Raw genomic sequence first — 16,305 nt, forward strand, 5'->3', positions numbered from 1 at the left:
TTCAAACATTCTCTCAATTTACGCGTTTAAACATTATCTTTGTCTACATTTTTAAACAATAATCTATCGGTATGGAATTGGATTTGATGGTGATAACAGTGCATCCAGACGATGCTGAATTGGGAGCAGGTGGTACAATCGCGCGTTATGTAGCCGAAGGCAAAAAAGTCGGGATTGTGGATCTTACTCGTGGTGAATTGGGTACACGTGGTACGGCAGAAACCCGTGCGGCAGAGGCGCAGGCTGCAGCTGATATTTTGGGTGTGGCTATTCGTGTAAACTTGGGCTTAAGAGATGGCTTTTTTGAAAATAATGAAGCGCATCAGTTGGCCATCATTCAGTGCATTCGCCAATATCGTCCAGAAATAGTTATTACCAATGCAGTAGATGATCGTCACCCAGATCATGGCAGAGCAAGCAAGCTGGTGAATGATGCGCTTTTTTTGGGCGGATTGAGACGAATTGAAACACGCGATGAAAATGGCTTGCAAGAAAGTTTTCGACCGCGTTTGCAATTACAGTTGATTCAAGATAAATACATACAGCCAGATATTATATTGGATATTACACCATATTGGGAGATCAAAAAGCAATCGATATTGGCCTATACAACGCAGTTCAATGCGCCAGCAGATAGTAATGAGCCACAGACCTATATATCTAAGCCAGATTTTATTCTATATACAGAAGGAAGAGCGCGCGAGTTTGGACGTAGTATTCAGGCTACGTATGGTGAAGGATTTACGAGTAGAAAATTGCTAGGAGTAGATGATTTGTTCGCTTTGCGTTAATTGTTCATTATGAAGTGTTTTGCCTCTTTTTAAACTTCTATAGTATAATATCTAGGTAGCATTTCATGAAAAAATATTTGTTAGGATAAAGCATTTTACTATATTTGCAACACCAAAACAAAACGGGCCAGACTCGATATGCTTTTGGAAGCGGCGCTCATAGCTTAATTGGATAGAGCACCTGACTACGGATCAGGAGGTTAGGGGTTCGACTCCCTTTGAGCGCACGTTATTAACATCAAAGCCTAATTCGATCCACGGATTAGGCTTTTATTTTGCAATAAACAAAATAACAGAAAGTTATGTTAAACCTTGTAATTTTTGGCCCTCCTGGTGCAGGTAAGGGTACACAGTCGGAAAAACTAATCGCTCAATATGGATTACATCATATCTCTACTGGAGATATGTTTCGTGCTCATATCAAGAACGAAACCGAACTGGGCAAGAAGGTAAATCAAATTATCGCTGATGGTAATTTGGTGCCGGATTCAATTACTATCTCTATGCTAGAGCAGGAGATCAATGAGCATCAAAATGCGAAGGGTTTTATCTTCGATGGTTTTCCTCGCACGGTAGCTCAAGCAGAAGCACTGGATCAATTTTTGGAGTCCAACGGTCAGCCGATTAGCACTGTCCTAGCGCTTGACGTAAGTGAAGAAGAGTTGACTACGCGCATTGCCAAAAGGCAAGAAATATCGGGTCGTGCAGATGATGCGGCAGATAAATTGAAAAAACGTATTGAAGAGTATTTCAGCAAAACGATACACGTGTTGCCATACTACGAAAAACAGGGTAAATTGAATAAGATTGATGGCATTGGAGAGATCGACGAAATATTCGGCAACTTATCTAACGTTATCGACAAACATCTAGTAGGTTAATCTACGGTAATTATAATATTGATATGGCACAGGGTTCTAATTTTGTTGATTATGTAAAAGTATGTTGTCGTTCTGGTCACGGAGGTGCAGGCTCGGCGCATCTGCATAGAGACAAGTTTACTGCCAAGGGTGGTCCTGATGGCGGCGACGGCGGTCGCGGTGGCCATATCATTCTCAAAGGTTCTACCAATCACTGGACCTTGCTGCATTTGAAATACCGTAAGCATATTATTGCTGCCGATGGAGAGCGCGGTGGCAGTGCTTTGCGCTCGGGTGCTACGGGTAAAGATGAAATATTGGAAGTGCCGCTAGGTACGATTGCCAAAAATGCAGAAACCGGCGAAGTCTTGTTTGAAATCACCGAAGAAGGGGAAACTAAAATATTGACTGAAGGCGGTAAAGGAGGCTTGGGTAACTGGCATTTCAAGACACCGACCCAGCAAACCCCGCGTTACTCTCAACCGGGTATTCCCGGTAAAGAGGAATGGATGATCTTGGAGCTGAAAGTATTAGCAGACGTAGGTTTAGTTGGATTTCCGAATGCTGGAAAATCGACTTTATTGTCTGTTGTTTCAGCAGCTAAGCCAGAGATTGCTGATTATCCATTCACGACTATTGTGCCTAATTTGGGTATTGTATCCTACCGTGATAGCAAATCTTTTGTGATGGCCGATATCCCGGGGATTATCGAAGGTGCATCGGAAGGGAAGGGCTTGGGTTATCGTTTCTTGCGACATATCGAGCGAAACTCTGTTTTGCTATTTATGGTGCCTGCAGATACGGATCGCACCATCGCTGAAGAGTACGATATCCTATTGCGGGAGCTTACCGCATACAATCCGGAGTTGGTCGACAAACCACGTATGCTGGCGATCACCAAATCGGATATGCTGGATGATGAATTAGAAGAACAGATGAAAGCGCAAGTACCGCAAGATATTCCATATTTGTTTATTTCATCCGTTTCCGGTAAAAATATTCAGCAGCTCAAAGACGCTATTTACAAACAAATTGTAGGTTAATCAGGTATGGCTAACTTTGATTTAAAAGAATTTTTGGATCAAAAAGTGGCTGAGTACAATCGTCCGGGTTTTATTGAATCCGACCCAATCGTCATTCCGCATCGCTTTACCTTAAAGCAGGATGTGGAGATCATGGGGCTGTTTGCCAGTATATTAGCTTGGGGACAGCGCAAGACGATTATCAATAAATGTACGGAACTGATCGAAAGGATGCAGGGCGAACCATATGCCTTTGTTCTTAACCATTCTGATCAAGATCTTGCCGGTCTGCTGGGCTTCAAGCATCGTACTTTCAATGATACGGATTTACTCTATTTCATCGCATTCTTACGTCATCATTATACGCAGCACGACTCGTTGGAAATGGCCTTCGTATGGGGGCAGGAGCATCGTGAACACGTGTCTGTGGAGCAGGCGCTCAACTATTTTAAATCGTATTTCTTTTCTCTACTGGATTACCCAGAACGAACGCGTAAGCACATCAGCTCGCCCACGCAGAAATCAAGCTGTAAGCGTTTGAATATGTTTTTGCGCTGGATGGTACGTCGCGATGCACAAGGAGTAGATTTTGGAATCTGGTCGAAGATCAGTCCTGCCGATTTGATTTGTCCTTGCGATGTACATGTAGAGCGCGTAGGGCGGAAGCTAGGGATGATTACAACACCCACAGTCAACTGGAATATGGCGATGGAGCTAACGGCTCAATTACGCTTACTAGATCCTTCCGATCCCGTGAAATATGATTTTGCGCTTTTTGGATTAGGCGTCGAGGGTCGCCTCTAAGCGACTTAGGATGTGTACAATATCCACCATCCGACTCGAATAGCCGTATTCGTTATCGTACCAACCCACTACTTTTACTAATCCGCCCACGATAGAGGTCAGTTGTGCATCAAATACACAGGAGTACGGATTATTAATGATGTCGACCGATACAATCGGATCCTCGGTATAATACAATACATTCTTCAAATCACCTTCGGCGGCAGCTTTAAAGGTGGCATTGATTTCTTCCACAGAAGTTGGCTTTGCTAACGTGCAGGTAAAATCGGTTAAAGAACCATTTAATACCGGAACACGAATGCCGGCACCGCCTAACTTGCCTTCCAAATGGGTAAATACATTGGTAATGGCTTTGGCCGCACCAGTTGATGTCGGGATAATGGACGAGGATGCTGCACGTGCACGTCGCAAATCTCGGTGTGGTGCATCATGCAGGTTCTGATCGCCCGTCATGGAATGTACGGTGGTGATGTAGCCATCTTGAATTGACCAATTGTCGTCCAATATTTTGACTAGCGGAGCTACATTATTCGTGGTACATGAAGCATTAGAGAATATAGGAGCATTCCAATCGAAAGTATCATCGTTGATACCCAATACGACCGTTGGAATCTCTTTGTCTGGTGAAGGTGCAGAAATCACAACTTGACGCGCACCTGCCGTAAGGTGTTTCGATGCGGAAGCAGCGGTGGTAAAATGACCCGTAGATTCGATCACTAGATCTATGCCCAAGACAGACCAAGGCAAGCGCTCAGGATCTTTCTCATTAAAGATTTGTATAGCATGATCTCCCAGTTCTAAATAACCGTCGCGGTGGGCGACTGGCATGGGTGCTGGACCGTGTACCGAATCGTACTTAAAGAGATGAGCCAATGTGGCAGCATCAGCTAGGTCATTGATCGCAACCACCGTGACGCCATCCAGCTCACGTTGCAGCAGATGCCTTAGCGTATGCCGCCCTATTCTCCCAAAACCATTAATTGCAATCCTCATCTAACCTATTACTGTACAAATGCGGTTAAAATTTCATCAATTCCTTTTTCGCCAACCCAGTGGTTTTTCAAACTGCCATCGGCTCCGTAAACATAGTTCGCAGGGAACATGCTCGGAATATGGAATTTTCGGATGAACTCCTGATTTCTGTCATATAATACTTCGACATTCGGCTTACCATCAAGTTCTTTACCAAAAGACGGTAAGAAATTGACCATCAAACCTGGATCATTCATCGAAATATAGAGAATGTTAATGTCTTTGATCTTATCATAATTTTTAGCGAGTGCTTGTGTCTCTTGTTGGCAATGTCCGCACGACGGATCAAACAAGATGAATACCGTGTTTTTACCACTCGGTATATCTTTCTTCTCGTAGCCAAAGCCAGATTTTACTTTGTAGAACTTAAACTCTGGAATACTCGCTGTTGGATCTTGCTCTTCGGGTTGAGCAGGTGGTGGAGTCTGAGCGTGCGATGTTGATGCTTCTGCTTGCGAGCTATGATCGTGGTCTGCATGCGGATCCGCCGCTTGATTTTTGTTGGATTCAGTGTTATTACAGGCTGCTACGCTAAGCGCGATCGCCAGACTTAATATGGAGAACTTACCTTTCATCTTTGTCTTCTAATTGTTGGTCAAAGCTAAATAAAAATGAGGAATATCTTATTGGGCGAAGAATCAAAAGTGTCATATCCTTGCTATAAAGATGGTTCAGGAGATCGGGTCGTCACATATAAAAAAAAGCATTGCCACTCGGGGAGAGTGGCAATGCTAAACTAACCAATTATTAACCTAAAATTATGAATAGTCAAATATACGCCACCGTTGAACGGCTTGCAAGATGTTTAACTTTTGTTAACCCTTGCTTCGCATAGCTATGAAAAAGAGCCGGCTCTCTGTTTGCAGAAAGCCGGCTCTTTATGTATGTAAAGCTGTCGTATGCAACTAGCTTGTTACTGTTTTTGCTTCTTTCGTTTTTGGTGTAATTTCTTGCACTGCGCTATCGTCTGGTGTCAAGTCGTACATCGTAGGAGCAGCGATGAAGATCGAAGAATAGGTTGCTACAATGATACCGATCAAGATCGCGAAAGAGAAACCTCTAATTACCTCACCACCAAAGATAAACAATACTGCCAACACGAAGATCAAGGTCAATGACGTGATGATCGTACGGCTCAACGTAGAGTTGATCGCTTTGTTGATCGTGCTACCCAAGTTTTCGTTTTTACCGAAAGGTTTTGATAAGTATTCACGAAGACGGTCAAATACAACCACCGTATCGTTCACTGAATAAGCTAATACCGTCAATAATGCCGCAACAAAGTGTTGATCAATATCTAATGAGAATGGCACCAATCCATCCAATGCAGAGAAGATACCTAACAATACAATACCATCGTGTGTGGTCGAGATTGCTGCCGCTGCGGAATATTGCCATCTGCGGAAACGAATCAAGATGTAAGCGGCAATGATTAAGATCGAGAAGATAGCCGCATAGATCGCACGATCGCGAATATCACTCGCGATGGAAGGACCTACTTTTTGTTGCGAAAGAATCTCGTATTTGTTGTCACCAACTTTGGAAAGACCTTCATTCAGTTTAGCCAATACTTCGCCATCGGCCTCGTCGCTAGTTTCTTCGATGTGGTAAGTAGTCGTTACTTTAATTTGGTTTTCGCTACCAAATGTTTTTACCTCAGTAGTCAATCCAAACACCGCATCTAAGTTGCTACGTACATCTTCTAGGTTGACGTTATTGTCGTAACGCACCGTGTACGTACGACCACCTTGGAAATCGACCCCAAGAGAGAATCCCTTGGTGAAGATGGAGATAAGACACAAGATCGATACGACAATAGAAATGGTGAAGTATACTTTTCTTTTCCCTACGAACGCGAAGTTAGCATTTTGCAACGTGTTAGCAGACCAAGGGAAAGAAACAGAGATCTTTTTGTTCTTGTCTAACAAGTATTCGAAAATCAAACGAGAAATGAAGATGGCGGTGAACAATGACGTAACGATACCAATCATCAACGTAGTGGCGAAACCTTGAATAGGTCCAGATCCAGTGAAAAATAAGATCACACCCACTAATAATGTGGTAATTTGTGAATCGAGGATCGAAGGCATCGCATGCTTGTAACCGTCAGCGATCGCTTGACGCATCGATTTGCCTAAACCTAATTCTTCACGAATACGTTCGTAAATCAGTACGTTGGCATCTACCGCTGTACCCATCGTTAATACGATACCGGCAATTCCTGGTAGCGTCAATACCGCATTTAGCGAAGCTAAAATTCCTAACAAGAAAAATACGTTGAATACTACCGCAATGTTTGCAGCAATACCAGCACGGTTGTAGTACGCGACCATGAAGATCATTACGACAACGAAACCAATTACCGCTGAATTCACACCGGCATCAATCGCTGCCTGACCTAGAGAAGGACCTACAATCGCTTCTTCTACGATTTTAGCAGTAGTCGGAAGACGACCAGCTTTCAATACGTTGGCCAAATCTTTCGTGTCATCGATTGTGAAGTTTCCAGAGATAGAAGAGTTTCCGCCAGGGATTTCTTCATTCACCGTAGGAGCAGAATAAACGACGCCATCTAAGATGATCGCGATAGATGATTTCGTCTGAGCAGCTTGCGCAGTAATACGTCTCCACTGGCGAGCGCCTTCTGCATTCATCCCCATAGATACGACAGGTCTATTGTTTTGATCGAAATCATCACGCGCTTCAGTGATTACATCACCTGTAAGGACAGCGCCACTTTCTGTGTTGCTTGTTTTAATGGCAAACAATGATAAGAAATCTGGCGAGTTGTGTTCTGGCTTCACAGACCACATGAACTTCAAGTTCGAAGGAATCATCGAACGCACTTCTGGGCGAGCCAAGTATTGGTTAACGCGTGCAGTATCTTTCAAATTAGCGTAACCTACTGTTGCGCCAGGCGTCAACTGAGGCTGTCCGTTTTGTGCGGTGTAAACCGAAGGATTAAGAACCGCGAACAATGGATTTTGTTGTGCTAGCTGTGCTTGAACAGCAGATGTATCTGTGTCAGTTTTTTTCGCACCTAGATTAGCCAATAAGTTAGCGTCAGAAGCGGTGCTATCTGTTGATGTACTGTCTTTGCTAGTTGTGGATGCCGTTGCTGTAGTCGATTTCTCAGTACGTAAAGCGGCTGCTAATGTTTTATCGATGTTTTCCAACAAAGGATATACATCCGGATTGCTATGTGTTTCGAAAAACTCCAGTTTGGCAGATCCTTGTAACAGTTTACGCACACGGTCTTCATCTTTAATACCTGGAAGTTCGACCAAGATACGGTTGGTACCTTGCTGAATTTGGATGTTTGGAGAAGCGACACCGAACTTGTCAATACGCGTACGCAGCACTTTGTAGGAGTTCTCGATCGCATTGTCTGCTTCGCGTTTTAGCCAAGTACGAACTTGACCTTCTGAACTGTTTGCGTTGACAGAAGCTGCATTATCTTTAGTAGCAAAGAAAGACGCGATTGGTGTGCCTGAACCAGAAGCTTTGTACTCATCTACGAACAAGTCGATCAACGAAGTGTTGGTGGTTCTACTTTTAGCTACGGCGTTTTCCAACGATTTGTTGAAAGCTTGATCTTTTGGATTGTTAGCTAGGTTACGGATCAACTCATCTAAAGAGATCTCCATCGTTACGTTCATACCACCTTTAAGATCTAGTCCTAAAGCGATCTCACGAGCTTTCGCCTCGCGGTACGTATACTTCGCTACGCCAAGATTGTACACTACCTGTCCGGCAACCGAATCTAAATACGCTTTTTCTTTGAGCATGTCGCCCTGCGCGTATTCTGCGGCATCACTTTCCACTTTTCTGGTTACAAAAGTGAATGATAGGGAGTAGAGGCATGCTAACGAAACCACTACTACCAAAAATTTAATCAGCCCTTTACTCTGCATTTCTATCAGTCGTTATAATTAAGATTTGTTGTATTTTCAGTTTAATAATAAAAATATTCAAGATTTGCAAAGGTATAAAAAAAAGGAAAAAACAAGAGTATTATCACAAACAATTGACGGTTAAGTTTGTGTTGCCCATAATTATAGGCTGCCATAAAAACAAAACGCTCCTTTTGCTTAGCAAAAGGAGCGTTCTAGCGTTATTAAACTTAGATATTAGTTCAATGTGAATTTCAAACCAATGCTGAAACGAGCTGGTTCGAAGTTAGATTCGTTTGTAAGATTCCACCAAGGCTTCCAGTCGAAGTGCATTGCTAAGGGAGCCTGAGGCACTTTGAATTCTAGACCTGCTGCTGGACGAATAGCAAAATAGGTGCTTTCGTTTGCAAAACCGATTTGAGGTCCTACTCCTAAATACCAGTTTAGTCCACTTGCACCAGGGATTGCTTTGTTATACGAATAGTCAACACCTAAGATAGTTGCGCCACCACCAAACAATACTTGCGCGTTAGCTGCATTAAAACCACCAAAATTATGCTTGATTTGTGGTCCCACAAAAGTAGTTCCGTCGCCTAGGTCAATTCCCAAACCCAATGCCGTTCCGTAAGGAGTTTGCGCTTTAGCCTCTTGCACCCCAAATGCCATTGCGATTGCAGCGCCTAATGATAGTAGTACCTTTTTCATAGTTAATGTAATTTGATAACGTAATAAAATTGTAATAGATATTGGCGAGCATTGATCAATTATCTTGCCAGAAATGCCCTTTTGTATGTGTTTCGCAATTTCCTGTGCAATAAAATTTATGCTTTGTTGATTTAATCATATTTATTCAGTACTTTTGTCTGGCAAATAGAAATCCCATTAGATATTTGCCCATGCAACTAGACCCACACAAATTTGTAGCAGAAGGACTTACTTACGACGACGTATTATTAGTTCCAGCTTATTCCGAAATTCTACCTCGCGATGTTGATACAAGTACCTATCTGACGCGTAAAATCAAAATTAATATTCCTTTAGTATCTGCTGCGATGGATACCGTCACGGGTGCCGATTTAGCGATCGCTATTGCGCAAGCGGGTGGTATTGGCATGTTGCACAAGAATATGACGATCGAAGAGCAGGCAGCCGAAGTACGTAAGGTGAAACGATCGGAGAGTGGCATGATTCAAGATCCAGTAACATTAACTACCGATGCTACCGTTGGTGATGCCTTCCAGATTATGCGTGACCACAAAATTGGTGGTATTCCTGTAATCGATGCCGATGGCAAATTGCAAGGTATTGTGACGAATCGGGATCTACGTTTTCAGAAAGATATGAAGCGCCCGATCGCCGAGTTGATGACCAAAGCTAATTTGGTGACTGCTCCAGAAGGAACCGATTTGATCCGTGCTGAAGAGATTTTGCACGATTATAAGATTGAGAAGCTTCCTGTTGTGGATAGCAACGGTGTGCTGAAAGGCTTAATTACCTTTAAAGATATTCAGAAGTACAGACATTATCCCAATGCGGCTAAGGATGAGCACGGCCGTTTGCTCGTCGGAGCAGCCGTTGGCGTAACGCATGATACGATCGAACGTGTAGACGCTTTGGTGAAAGCTGGCGTGGATGTAGTAACAATCGATACGGCGCATGGTCATTCGTTGGGTGTGATCAATAAATTAAAAGAAGTAAAAGCAGCTTATCCAGATTTGCAAGTGATCGTCGGTAATATCGCGACAGGTCAAGCGGCAAAAGATTTGGCTGATGCTGGTGCGGACGCAGTAAAAGTGGGAATTGGTCCGGGTTCTATTTGTACCACGCGTATTATTGCGGGCGTTGGTGTTCCTCAATTATACGCTGTATATGAAGTGGCAAAAGCATTGAAAGGAACGGGTGTACCATTGATCGCTGATGGCGGTATCAAACAAACGGGTGATATTGCTAAAGCAATCGCAGCTGGCGCAAATACAATTATGGCGGGTTCTCTTTTTGCCGGTGTGGAAGAAGCGCCTGGCGAAACGATTATCTATGAAGGGCGTAAGTTCAAATCATACCGTGGGATGGGTTCGGTAGAAGCGATGGAAAAAGGTTCTAAAGATCGTTACTTCCAAGACGTGGAAGAAGATATCAAGAAACTCGTACCAGAAGGTATTGTGGGGCGTGTGCCATTCAAAGGTACATTGGCTGAGGTGGTGTACCAATACATTGGCGGATTGCGTGCTTCTATGGGTTACTGCGGTGCAGCAAGCATTGAACGTTTGCAAGAAGCACAATTTGTGAAAATCACGGGTGCTGGTTTACGTGAATCGCATCCACACAATATTCAAATTACTAAAGAAGCGCCAAACTACAATAGTCGCGGCTAAGGTTTTTCTTAAAACAACATGTAATCCCGCTCCGAAAGGAAGCGGGATTTTTTTTTGATACATAGTGACGATCTTTAATTTATGCTGGCCTTCATCTAGGGTGCGCATTTGCATTTTTCATCATAAATTAATACATTGCTAACAAGGAGTTTAAATCTTAATGTTCATTAAAACTAGAAACTATGGGTAAAGGTGATAAGAAAACGAAAAGAGGAAAAATCATTACAGGGTCTTACGGAACAAGTAGACCGGGAAAAAGAACAGAAGGCCGTAAGGCTTCAGATACTACTTCAGCTAAGAAAGTAGAAGCATAAAAAAGGGGCGAACATCTCGATGTTCGCCCCTTTTTTATGCTGTTAAGTTTGGTTTATTGCGCTGCCTCAAACCAAGCCGTCACTTCCTCTTTAGAAGGCATCGAGAGATCCAGTTTTAACTTCTTGCGCATGCCGCCTAAGTCGTTAAATACTTTATTTGGATTCGCTTCTTTCAATGATTCGATTGTTTCAAATCCCATCTTTTGCAATACCGGAACCCAACCCGTTGGGATGCCTAGCGCCGCAAACTCCTCCTCGGTAGATACCTTGCTCACTTTCTCTGGGCGCATTTGTGGGAAGAATAGTACTTCTTGAATAGAAGGATTATTTGTTAAGAACATAATCAAACGATCCATGCCTATACCTAATCCTGAGGTAGGAGGCATACCGTACTCTAGCGCACGTAAGAAATCCTGGTCAATAAACATCGCCTCATCATCGCCTTTTTCCGAAAGCGACATTTGGTCTTCGAAACGAGCCCGTTGATCAATTGGATCATTCAATTCTGAATAAGCATTGGCAATCTCTTTACCACATACCATTAATTCGAATCGCTCCGTTAACTCCGGATTGTCGCGGTGTTTTTTCGTTAGTGGCGACATTTCAATAGGGTAGTCCGTGATGAAAGTCGGCTGAATGAAGTTGCCTTCACATTTTTCACCAAAAATTTCATCGATCAACTTCCCTTTGCCCATCGTCTCGTTCACAGCGATGCCCATTCCCAAGGCCGCTTCGCGAAGCTCCTGCTCAGATTTGCCAGAGATATCAAAACCGGTGAACTGCTTGATCGCATCGGTCATCGTAACGCGAGCATAAGGCGCCTTGAAGTCGACTTTGTGCTCGCCGAAGGTAGCTTGGGTAGTGCCGTTCACCGCTATCGCGCAATGCTCCAATAGTTTCTCGGTGAAGTCCATCATCCAGTTGTAATCCTTGTACGCTACATAAATTTCCATCGCGGTGAATTCTGGATTGTGCGTGCGATCCATTCCTTCGTTACGGAAGTTTTTTGAAAACTCGTACACGCCATCAAATCCGCCGACGATCAAACGTTTTAGGTATAATTCATTCGCGATGCGCAGATAAAGTGGAATATCCAACGCATTGTGATGTGTTACAAACGGACGAGCCGCTGCACCACCTGGTATAGATTGTAGTACCGGAGTTTCTACCTCCATATAACCTGCGTCATCAAAAAAGCGACGCATCGCGCTATACAGCTTCGTACGTTTTACAAAGATTTCTTTGTTTTGCGCGTTGACAATCAGATCCACATAACGCATACGGTAGCGTTGCTCAGGATCGGTAAACGCATCATATACCTTACCATCCGCCTCTTTTACGATGGGCAATGGGCGCAATGCTTTGGTAAGCACTTTGAGTTCTTGTACGTGGATGCTGATTTCACCAGTTTGCGTGGTGAATACGTATCCTTGTATCCCGATAATATCACCGATGTCCAATAGCTTTTTGAAAACGGTATTATATAATGCTTTATCTTCTCCGGCGCAAATATCATCGCGCTTCACATAAGCTTGAATGCGTCCGGTCGAATCTTGTAGCTCTACGAAAGACGCGCTGCCCATGATTCGGCGGCTCATAATGCGTCCTGCAAAACTGATATTCTTATAGTTTAACTTATCTCTTTCGTAGTTCTCCGTGATATCGGCTGCGGTTACATTGACCTCAAACTCCTCAGCAGGGTAGGGATTGATCCCTAGATCAATAATGCCCTGAAGGTTTTGCCTGCGTTGCTGTTCCTGTGCGGAAAGTGCCATATAATTTTCTTTTCTTATTTTTATCAACTGCAAACTTAGGAAATTTAAGGGGTAAATTGGTTTAAAATTGCGTAGCACGCTTTAGAACCTACGATCAAAATTTTGTAGGATAATATTTGTTCAAAATGTTTGAATATGTTTGTGGAATACGTTAACTTTGCACCTCAATTATTGAGTATACAAGTAATCATAACATAAAATGAAAAAAGATTTGCATCCATCAAACTACAGATTAGTTGTCTTCAAAGATATGTCTAACGAATATTCTTTCTTGACAAAATCATGTGTAGATACTAAAGAAACGACCACTTGGGAAGATGGTAACGAGTATCCATTGGTCAAATTAGAGATTTCACATACTTCACACCCATTTTATACTGGTAAAATGAAATTGGTTGATACGGCTGGTCGTATCGATAAATTCCGTAGCCGTTACAACAAGAAGTAATATTCTGGTAAAACAGATGTCTACATACAAAAGTCTCGATCGTATATTGGTCGAGACTTTTTTTGTGCATTGTCAGTGGCATATTTGCTGCATTCACGACACAAATGTGATACCTGCATTTTAGTTTTGTATCTTTAGCCTATGATTGATACGATCTTTCTGTTTGATGATGCATCTTGGCGTGAGCAATTGTTACCTTTGGTTGCCACAAGGCCAGTTTCAGATCTTCGAGTCGGTATTTTTACGATTGCCCAAAAATGGAGATCATTTGCTGGTGATAGGCCGATATCCTATCTCACGGCTGGTCATTTGATGGAGAAATATGGTAAGCAATTACCTGAAGGCAAATCAGCCCTGATCATCAGAGGTAATGTGTTGCCCGCCAATGCCTTATTCGCAGCAATTGCTGCTCTACCAATAGGCTCTGTATTAATGCAAGAAGATCAGTGGATCGCATGCCATATCCGTGCTACAAGCCTTTTTTCAGAATCGGATATTTCTACTCTGCAAGCGGTGGCATTCCACGAATTTGTACAATTCATTCACTATCCGGAAGATATTTTTATCGCCAATGCGGCCGAGATTGGCGCAGATTTACTGCATATCGATCATTATTCTTCCGTTGCGTCTTTGCCCCAAGGGAATACTTATCATGGCGATAAGATAGTGGTGGAAGGAGTACATTCATTTCGGGGTGTGACATTGCATAGCGAAGATGGGCCGATTTATATTGGTGCTGGCGCAATAATAGAAGATGGTGTATACATTAAGGGGCCTGCTGCGATTTGTGCTGGTGCTCGCGTGAAAACTGGAGCGCGCATTTATCCTAATGTCACGATCGGACCTGGGTCTACAGTTTGTGGTGAGATTAATAATACGGTGATTTGGGGTAACTCAGCAAAAGGCCATGAAGGTTATCTTGGCTGCGCTGTGATCGGCGAAGGTTGTAATTTGGGTGCTGGTACGTCCAATTCCAATCTGAGAAATGATTGGAAGAACGTGTTTTTGTATGATTATGCGCTAAAGGATTATCGCAATACGGGTTTGCAAAAATGTGGTTTGATCATGGGCGATTTTGCGATGGTAGCTATTCATACTCGCTTTACGACGGGCACGGTGATTGGTGTAGGTGCGCAAATAGCTATTTCTAAATTTGTGCCTAAATTTGTGCCAGATTTTGCTTGGCTTACCGACGAGCGATCCGAAGCGTATCACTTGGACAAGTTTCTGGCGATGATGCAACGGCGGGATTCGAAAAAAATTAATATGATGAATCCTGTGGATTCCCGTATCTTTGAGTATCAGCATGCTGATACAGAAAATGTAAGAAAAGAGTATTTATACAAATTATCAAAATAAAAATTATGCGTAAGAATATCGTTGCAGGAAACTGGAAAATGAATTTAGAGTATGAGCAAGGTGTTAGCTTGTTCTCAGAAATTGTTAACATGGCAAAAGACGAAGTGATCGGTGCTCAAGAAGTAGTGGTCTGCAGTCCAGCCATTCATTTATCTAGCATTGCAAAACTTTCTTCAGGAGTCGCTAATGTCCACGTTGGTGCACAAAACATTCACCAAGCAGAATCTGGTGCATATACAGGCGAGATTTCTGCTTCACAGGTAAAATCTGTTGGTGCTGAATACGTTATTTTAGGTCATTCAGAGCGTCGTGCATTTTTCAAAGAAACGGATGCTTTATTGGCAGACAAAACAAATGCTGCTTTGAAACATCAGTTGAACCCCATTTTCTGTATCGGCGAAACCAAGGAAGAGCGTGAGTCAGGAAGTTTCTTTGATGTAATCAAGACACAACTGGAGGCAGGATTATTCCATCTTTCAGCGACAGAATTTGCACAAGTTGTTTTGGCGTATGAGCCCGTTTGGGCAATTGGTACAGGATTGACCGCTTCTCCAGAGCAAGCGCAAGAAGTGCATGCTTTCATCCGCGCTACAGTAGCAGAAAAGTATGGCGAAGCCGTTGCTGATGATACATCGATCTTGTACGGCGGAAGCTGTAACCCATCTAATGCAGAAAGTTTATTCTCGCAAAAAGACATCGATGGTGGCCTAATTGGTGGTGCATCATTAAAATCACGTGACTTCTTGGATATCGTGAAGGTATTCAATACGAAATAAGTATGAAATATACGTCAGTTGCTTTTTCATCCTCCGATATGGAGGCTTGGCAAAAAGATCTGCTGATTGCTGAATTAGGCGATATAGGCTACGATACGTTCGAAGATTCTACGAGCGGATTCGTAGCTTATATTCCGACAGCTAATCTAGACATCCCCGCATTAGAGAGCTTATTAGTTCGCGAATCAACAGCATATCAGGTGGATTATGAAGTGCAGGAGATAGAAGATCAAAATTGGAATGAGCTTTGGGAGAGTAACTTTCAGCCCATCACGGTCGACGAGCGTCTGTATGTTCGAGCTACTTTTCATAATCCGAAACCAGAGTACGAGTATGAGATTGTGATCGACCCGAAGATGTCTTTCGGTACTGGACACCATCAAACGACAGCGATGATGCTTTCTTATGTGCTGAATGCGGATCTGGAAAGCAAATCGGTTTTGGATATGGGTTGTGGCACAGGGATTCTGGCTATTGCGGCAGCAAAACGTGGAGCTCAATCTATTTTCGCAGTTGACTATGATGAGATCTGTGTACAAAGTGTGATAGAGAATAGCGCGTTGAATAACGTCACGAATATAGAAACCGCGTTAGGTTCGCAAGAACAGATTGCTGGACGTTCATTTGATGTAATATTGGCCAATATCAATCGCAATATTTTATTGGAGCAGATGGAGAGCTATAGCGAGAGCTTAACAGCTGACGGTAAACTATATATATCGGGTTTTTATGAGGGCGAGGATTTGGAGTTATTAAAACAAAAGGCACAATCTTTTGGTTTGATCTTCAACGATCACCACGTCTTAGATCGTTGGTGTTCGGCGATGTTTGTGAAAAAATAGCAAGATAGGATAGGAAG

The 16,305-nt window shown here is 43.0% G+C and carries 15 protein-coding genes and 1 tRNA gene; 11 read left to right on the forward strand and 5 right to left on the reverse strand.

Going from position 1 to position 16,305, the window contains the following annotated elements:
- Positions 1–71 precede the first annotated feature (71 nt).
- The 5 genes from bshB1 (at position 72) to DC487_RS03265 (ending at position 3,477) form a co-directional block, all read left to right on the forward strand.
- On the forward strand, positions 72–791 hold the full coding sequence (gene bshB1, locus DC487_RS03245; protein WP_116774497.1) for a bacillithiol biosynthesis deacetylase BshB1: 720 nt from the start codon (positions 72–74) through the stop codon (positions 789–791).
- 153 nt (positions 792–944) lie between these two features.
- A tRNA-Arg gene (locus tag DC487_RS03250) sits at positions 945–1,018 on the forward strand.
- A 75-nt stretch (positions 1,019–1,093) separates the two neighbouring features.
- Complete coding sequence (locus DC487_RS03255) at positions 1,094–1,672, forward strand: adenylate kinase (RefSeq protein WP_116774498.1); 579 nt, start codon at positions 1,094–1,096, stop codon at positions 1,670–1,672.
- A 23-nt stretch (positions 1,673–1,695) separates the two neighbouring features.
- Positions 1,696–2,694, forward strand: a complete 999-nt coding sequence (gene obgE / locus DC487_RS03260; RefSeq protein ID WP_116774499.1) for a GTPase ObgE — start codon at positions 1,696–1,698, stop codon at positions 2,692–2,694.
- A 6-nt stretch (positions 2,695–2,700) separates the two neighbouring features.
- Positions 2,701–3,477, forward strand: coding sequence for a TIGR02757 family protein (locus DC487_RS03265; protein ID WP_116774500.1), 777 nt, complete (start codon positions 2,701–2,703; stop codon positions 3,475–3,477).
- On the opposite strand, the gene gap is transcribed toward DC487_RS03265, so the two are convergent.
- The 4 genes from gap to DC487_RS03285 form a co-directional block, all read right to left on the reverse strand.
- Positions 3,454–4,470, reverse strand: a complete 1,017-nt coding sequence (gap, locus tag DC487_RS03270; protein ID WP_116774501.1) for a type I glyceraldehyde-3-phosphate dehydrogenase — start codon at positions 4,468–4,470, stop codon at positions 3,454–3,456. The genes DC487_RS03265 and gap overlap by 24 nt on opposite strands.
- 8 nt (positions 4,471–4,478) lie before the next feature.
- Positions 4,479–5,084 carry a peroxiredoxin family protein gene (locus DC487_RS03275; protein WP_116774502.1) on the reverse strand — a complete coding sequence of 202 codons (606 nt, stop codon included), beginning with the start codon at positions 5,082–5,084 and terminating at the stop codon, positions 4,479–4,481.
- Positions 5,085–5,414: 330 nt separating this feature from the next.
- Positions 5,415–8,423 carry a protein translocase subunit SecDF gene (gene secDF, locus DC487_RS03280; protein WP_116774503.1) on the reverse strand — a complete coding sequence of 1,003 codons (3,009 nt, stop codon included), beginning with the start codon at positions 8,421–8,423 and terminating at the stop codon, positions 5,415–5,417.
- A gap of 216 nt (positions 8,424–8,639) precedes the next feature.
- Positions 8,640–9,107 carry a hypothetical protein gene (locus DC487_RS03285; RefSeq protein WP_116774504.1) on the reverse strand — a complete coding sequence of 156 codons (468 nt, stop codon included), beginning with the start codon at positions 9,105–9,107 and terminating at the stop codon, positions 8,640–8,642.
- Between the two features lie 191 nt (positions 9,108–9,298).
- On the opposite strand from DC487_RS03285, the gene guaB reads away from it, so the two are divergent.
- Positions 9,299–10,774, forward strand: coding sequence for an IMP dehydrogenase (guaB, locus tag DC487_RS03290; RefSeq protein WP_116774505.1), 1,476 nt, complete (start codon positions 9,299–9,301; stop codon positions 10,772–10,774).
- 182 nt (positions 10,775–10,956) lie between these two features.
- The gene (locus DC487_RS03295; RefSeq protein ID WP_116774506.1) at positions 10,957–11,088 is read left to right on the forward strand and encodes a 30S ribosomal protein THX; all 132 of its coding nucleotides are present in this window, start codon (positions 10,957–10,959) and stop codon (positions 11,086–11,088) included.
- A 53-nt stretch (positions 11,089–11,141) separates the two neighbouring features.
- Here the strand turns inward: DC487_RS03295 and lysS are convergent, their stop codons facing one another.
- Positions 11,142–12,863 carry a lysine--tRNA ligase gene (gene lysS, locus DC487_RS03300; RefSeq protein WP_116774507.1) on the reverse strand — a complete coding sequence of 574 codons (1,722 nt, stop codon included), beginning with the start codon at positions 12,861–12,863 and terminating at the stop codon, positions 11,142–11,144.
- 199 nt (positions 12,864–13,062) lie between these two features.
- On the opposite strand from lysS, the gene DC487_RS03305 reads away from it, so the two are divergent.
- The 4 genes from DC487_RS03305 (at position 13,063) to prmA (ending at position 16,288) form a co-directional block, all read left to right on the forward strand.
- Positions 13,063–13,311, forward strand: a complete 249-nt coding sequence (locus DC487_RS03305) for a type B 50S ribosomal protein L31 (RefSeq protein ID WP_116774508.1) — start codon at positions 13,063–13,065, stop codon at positions 13,309–13,311.
- 141 nt (positions 13,312–13,452) lie between these two features.
- Positions 13,453–14,670 (forward strand): putative sugar nucleotidyl transferase, encoded by a 1,218-nt coding sequence (locus DC487_RS03310; protein ID WP_116774509.1) that lies wholly within the window; start codon positions 13,453–13,455, stop codon positions 14,668–14,670.
- Between the two features lie 5 nt (positions 14,671–14,675).
- The gene (gene tpiA / locus DC487_RS03315; RefSeq protein ID WP_116774510.1) at positions 14,676–15,446 is read left to right on the forward strand and encodes a triose-phosphate isomerase; all 771 of its coding nucleotides are present in this window, start codon (positions 14,676–14,678) and stop codon (positions 15,444–15,446) included.
- A 2-nt stretch (positions 15,447–15,448) separates the two neighbouring features.
- Positions 15,449–16,288 carry a 50S ribosomal protein L11 methyltransferase gene (gene prmA / locus DC487_RS03320; RefSeq protein ID WP_116774511.1) on the forward strand — a complete coding sequence of 280 codons (840 nt, stop codon included), beginning with the start codon at positions 15,449–15,451 and terminating at the stop codon, positions 16,286–16,288.
- Positions 16,289–16,305: the final 17 nt, after the last annotated feature.

It is taken from the genome of Sphingobacterium corticibacter, from assembly GCF_003076635.1.
Taxonomy (GTDB): domain Bacteria; phylum Bacteroidota; class Bacteroidia; order Sphingobacteriales; family Sphingobacteriaceae; genus Sphingobacterium; species Sphingobacterium corticibacter.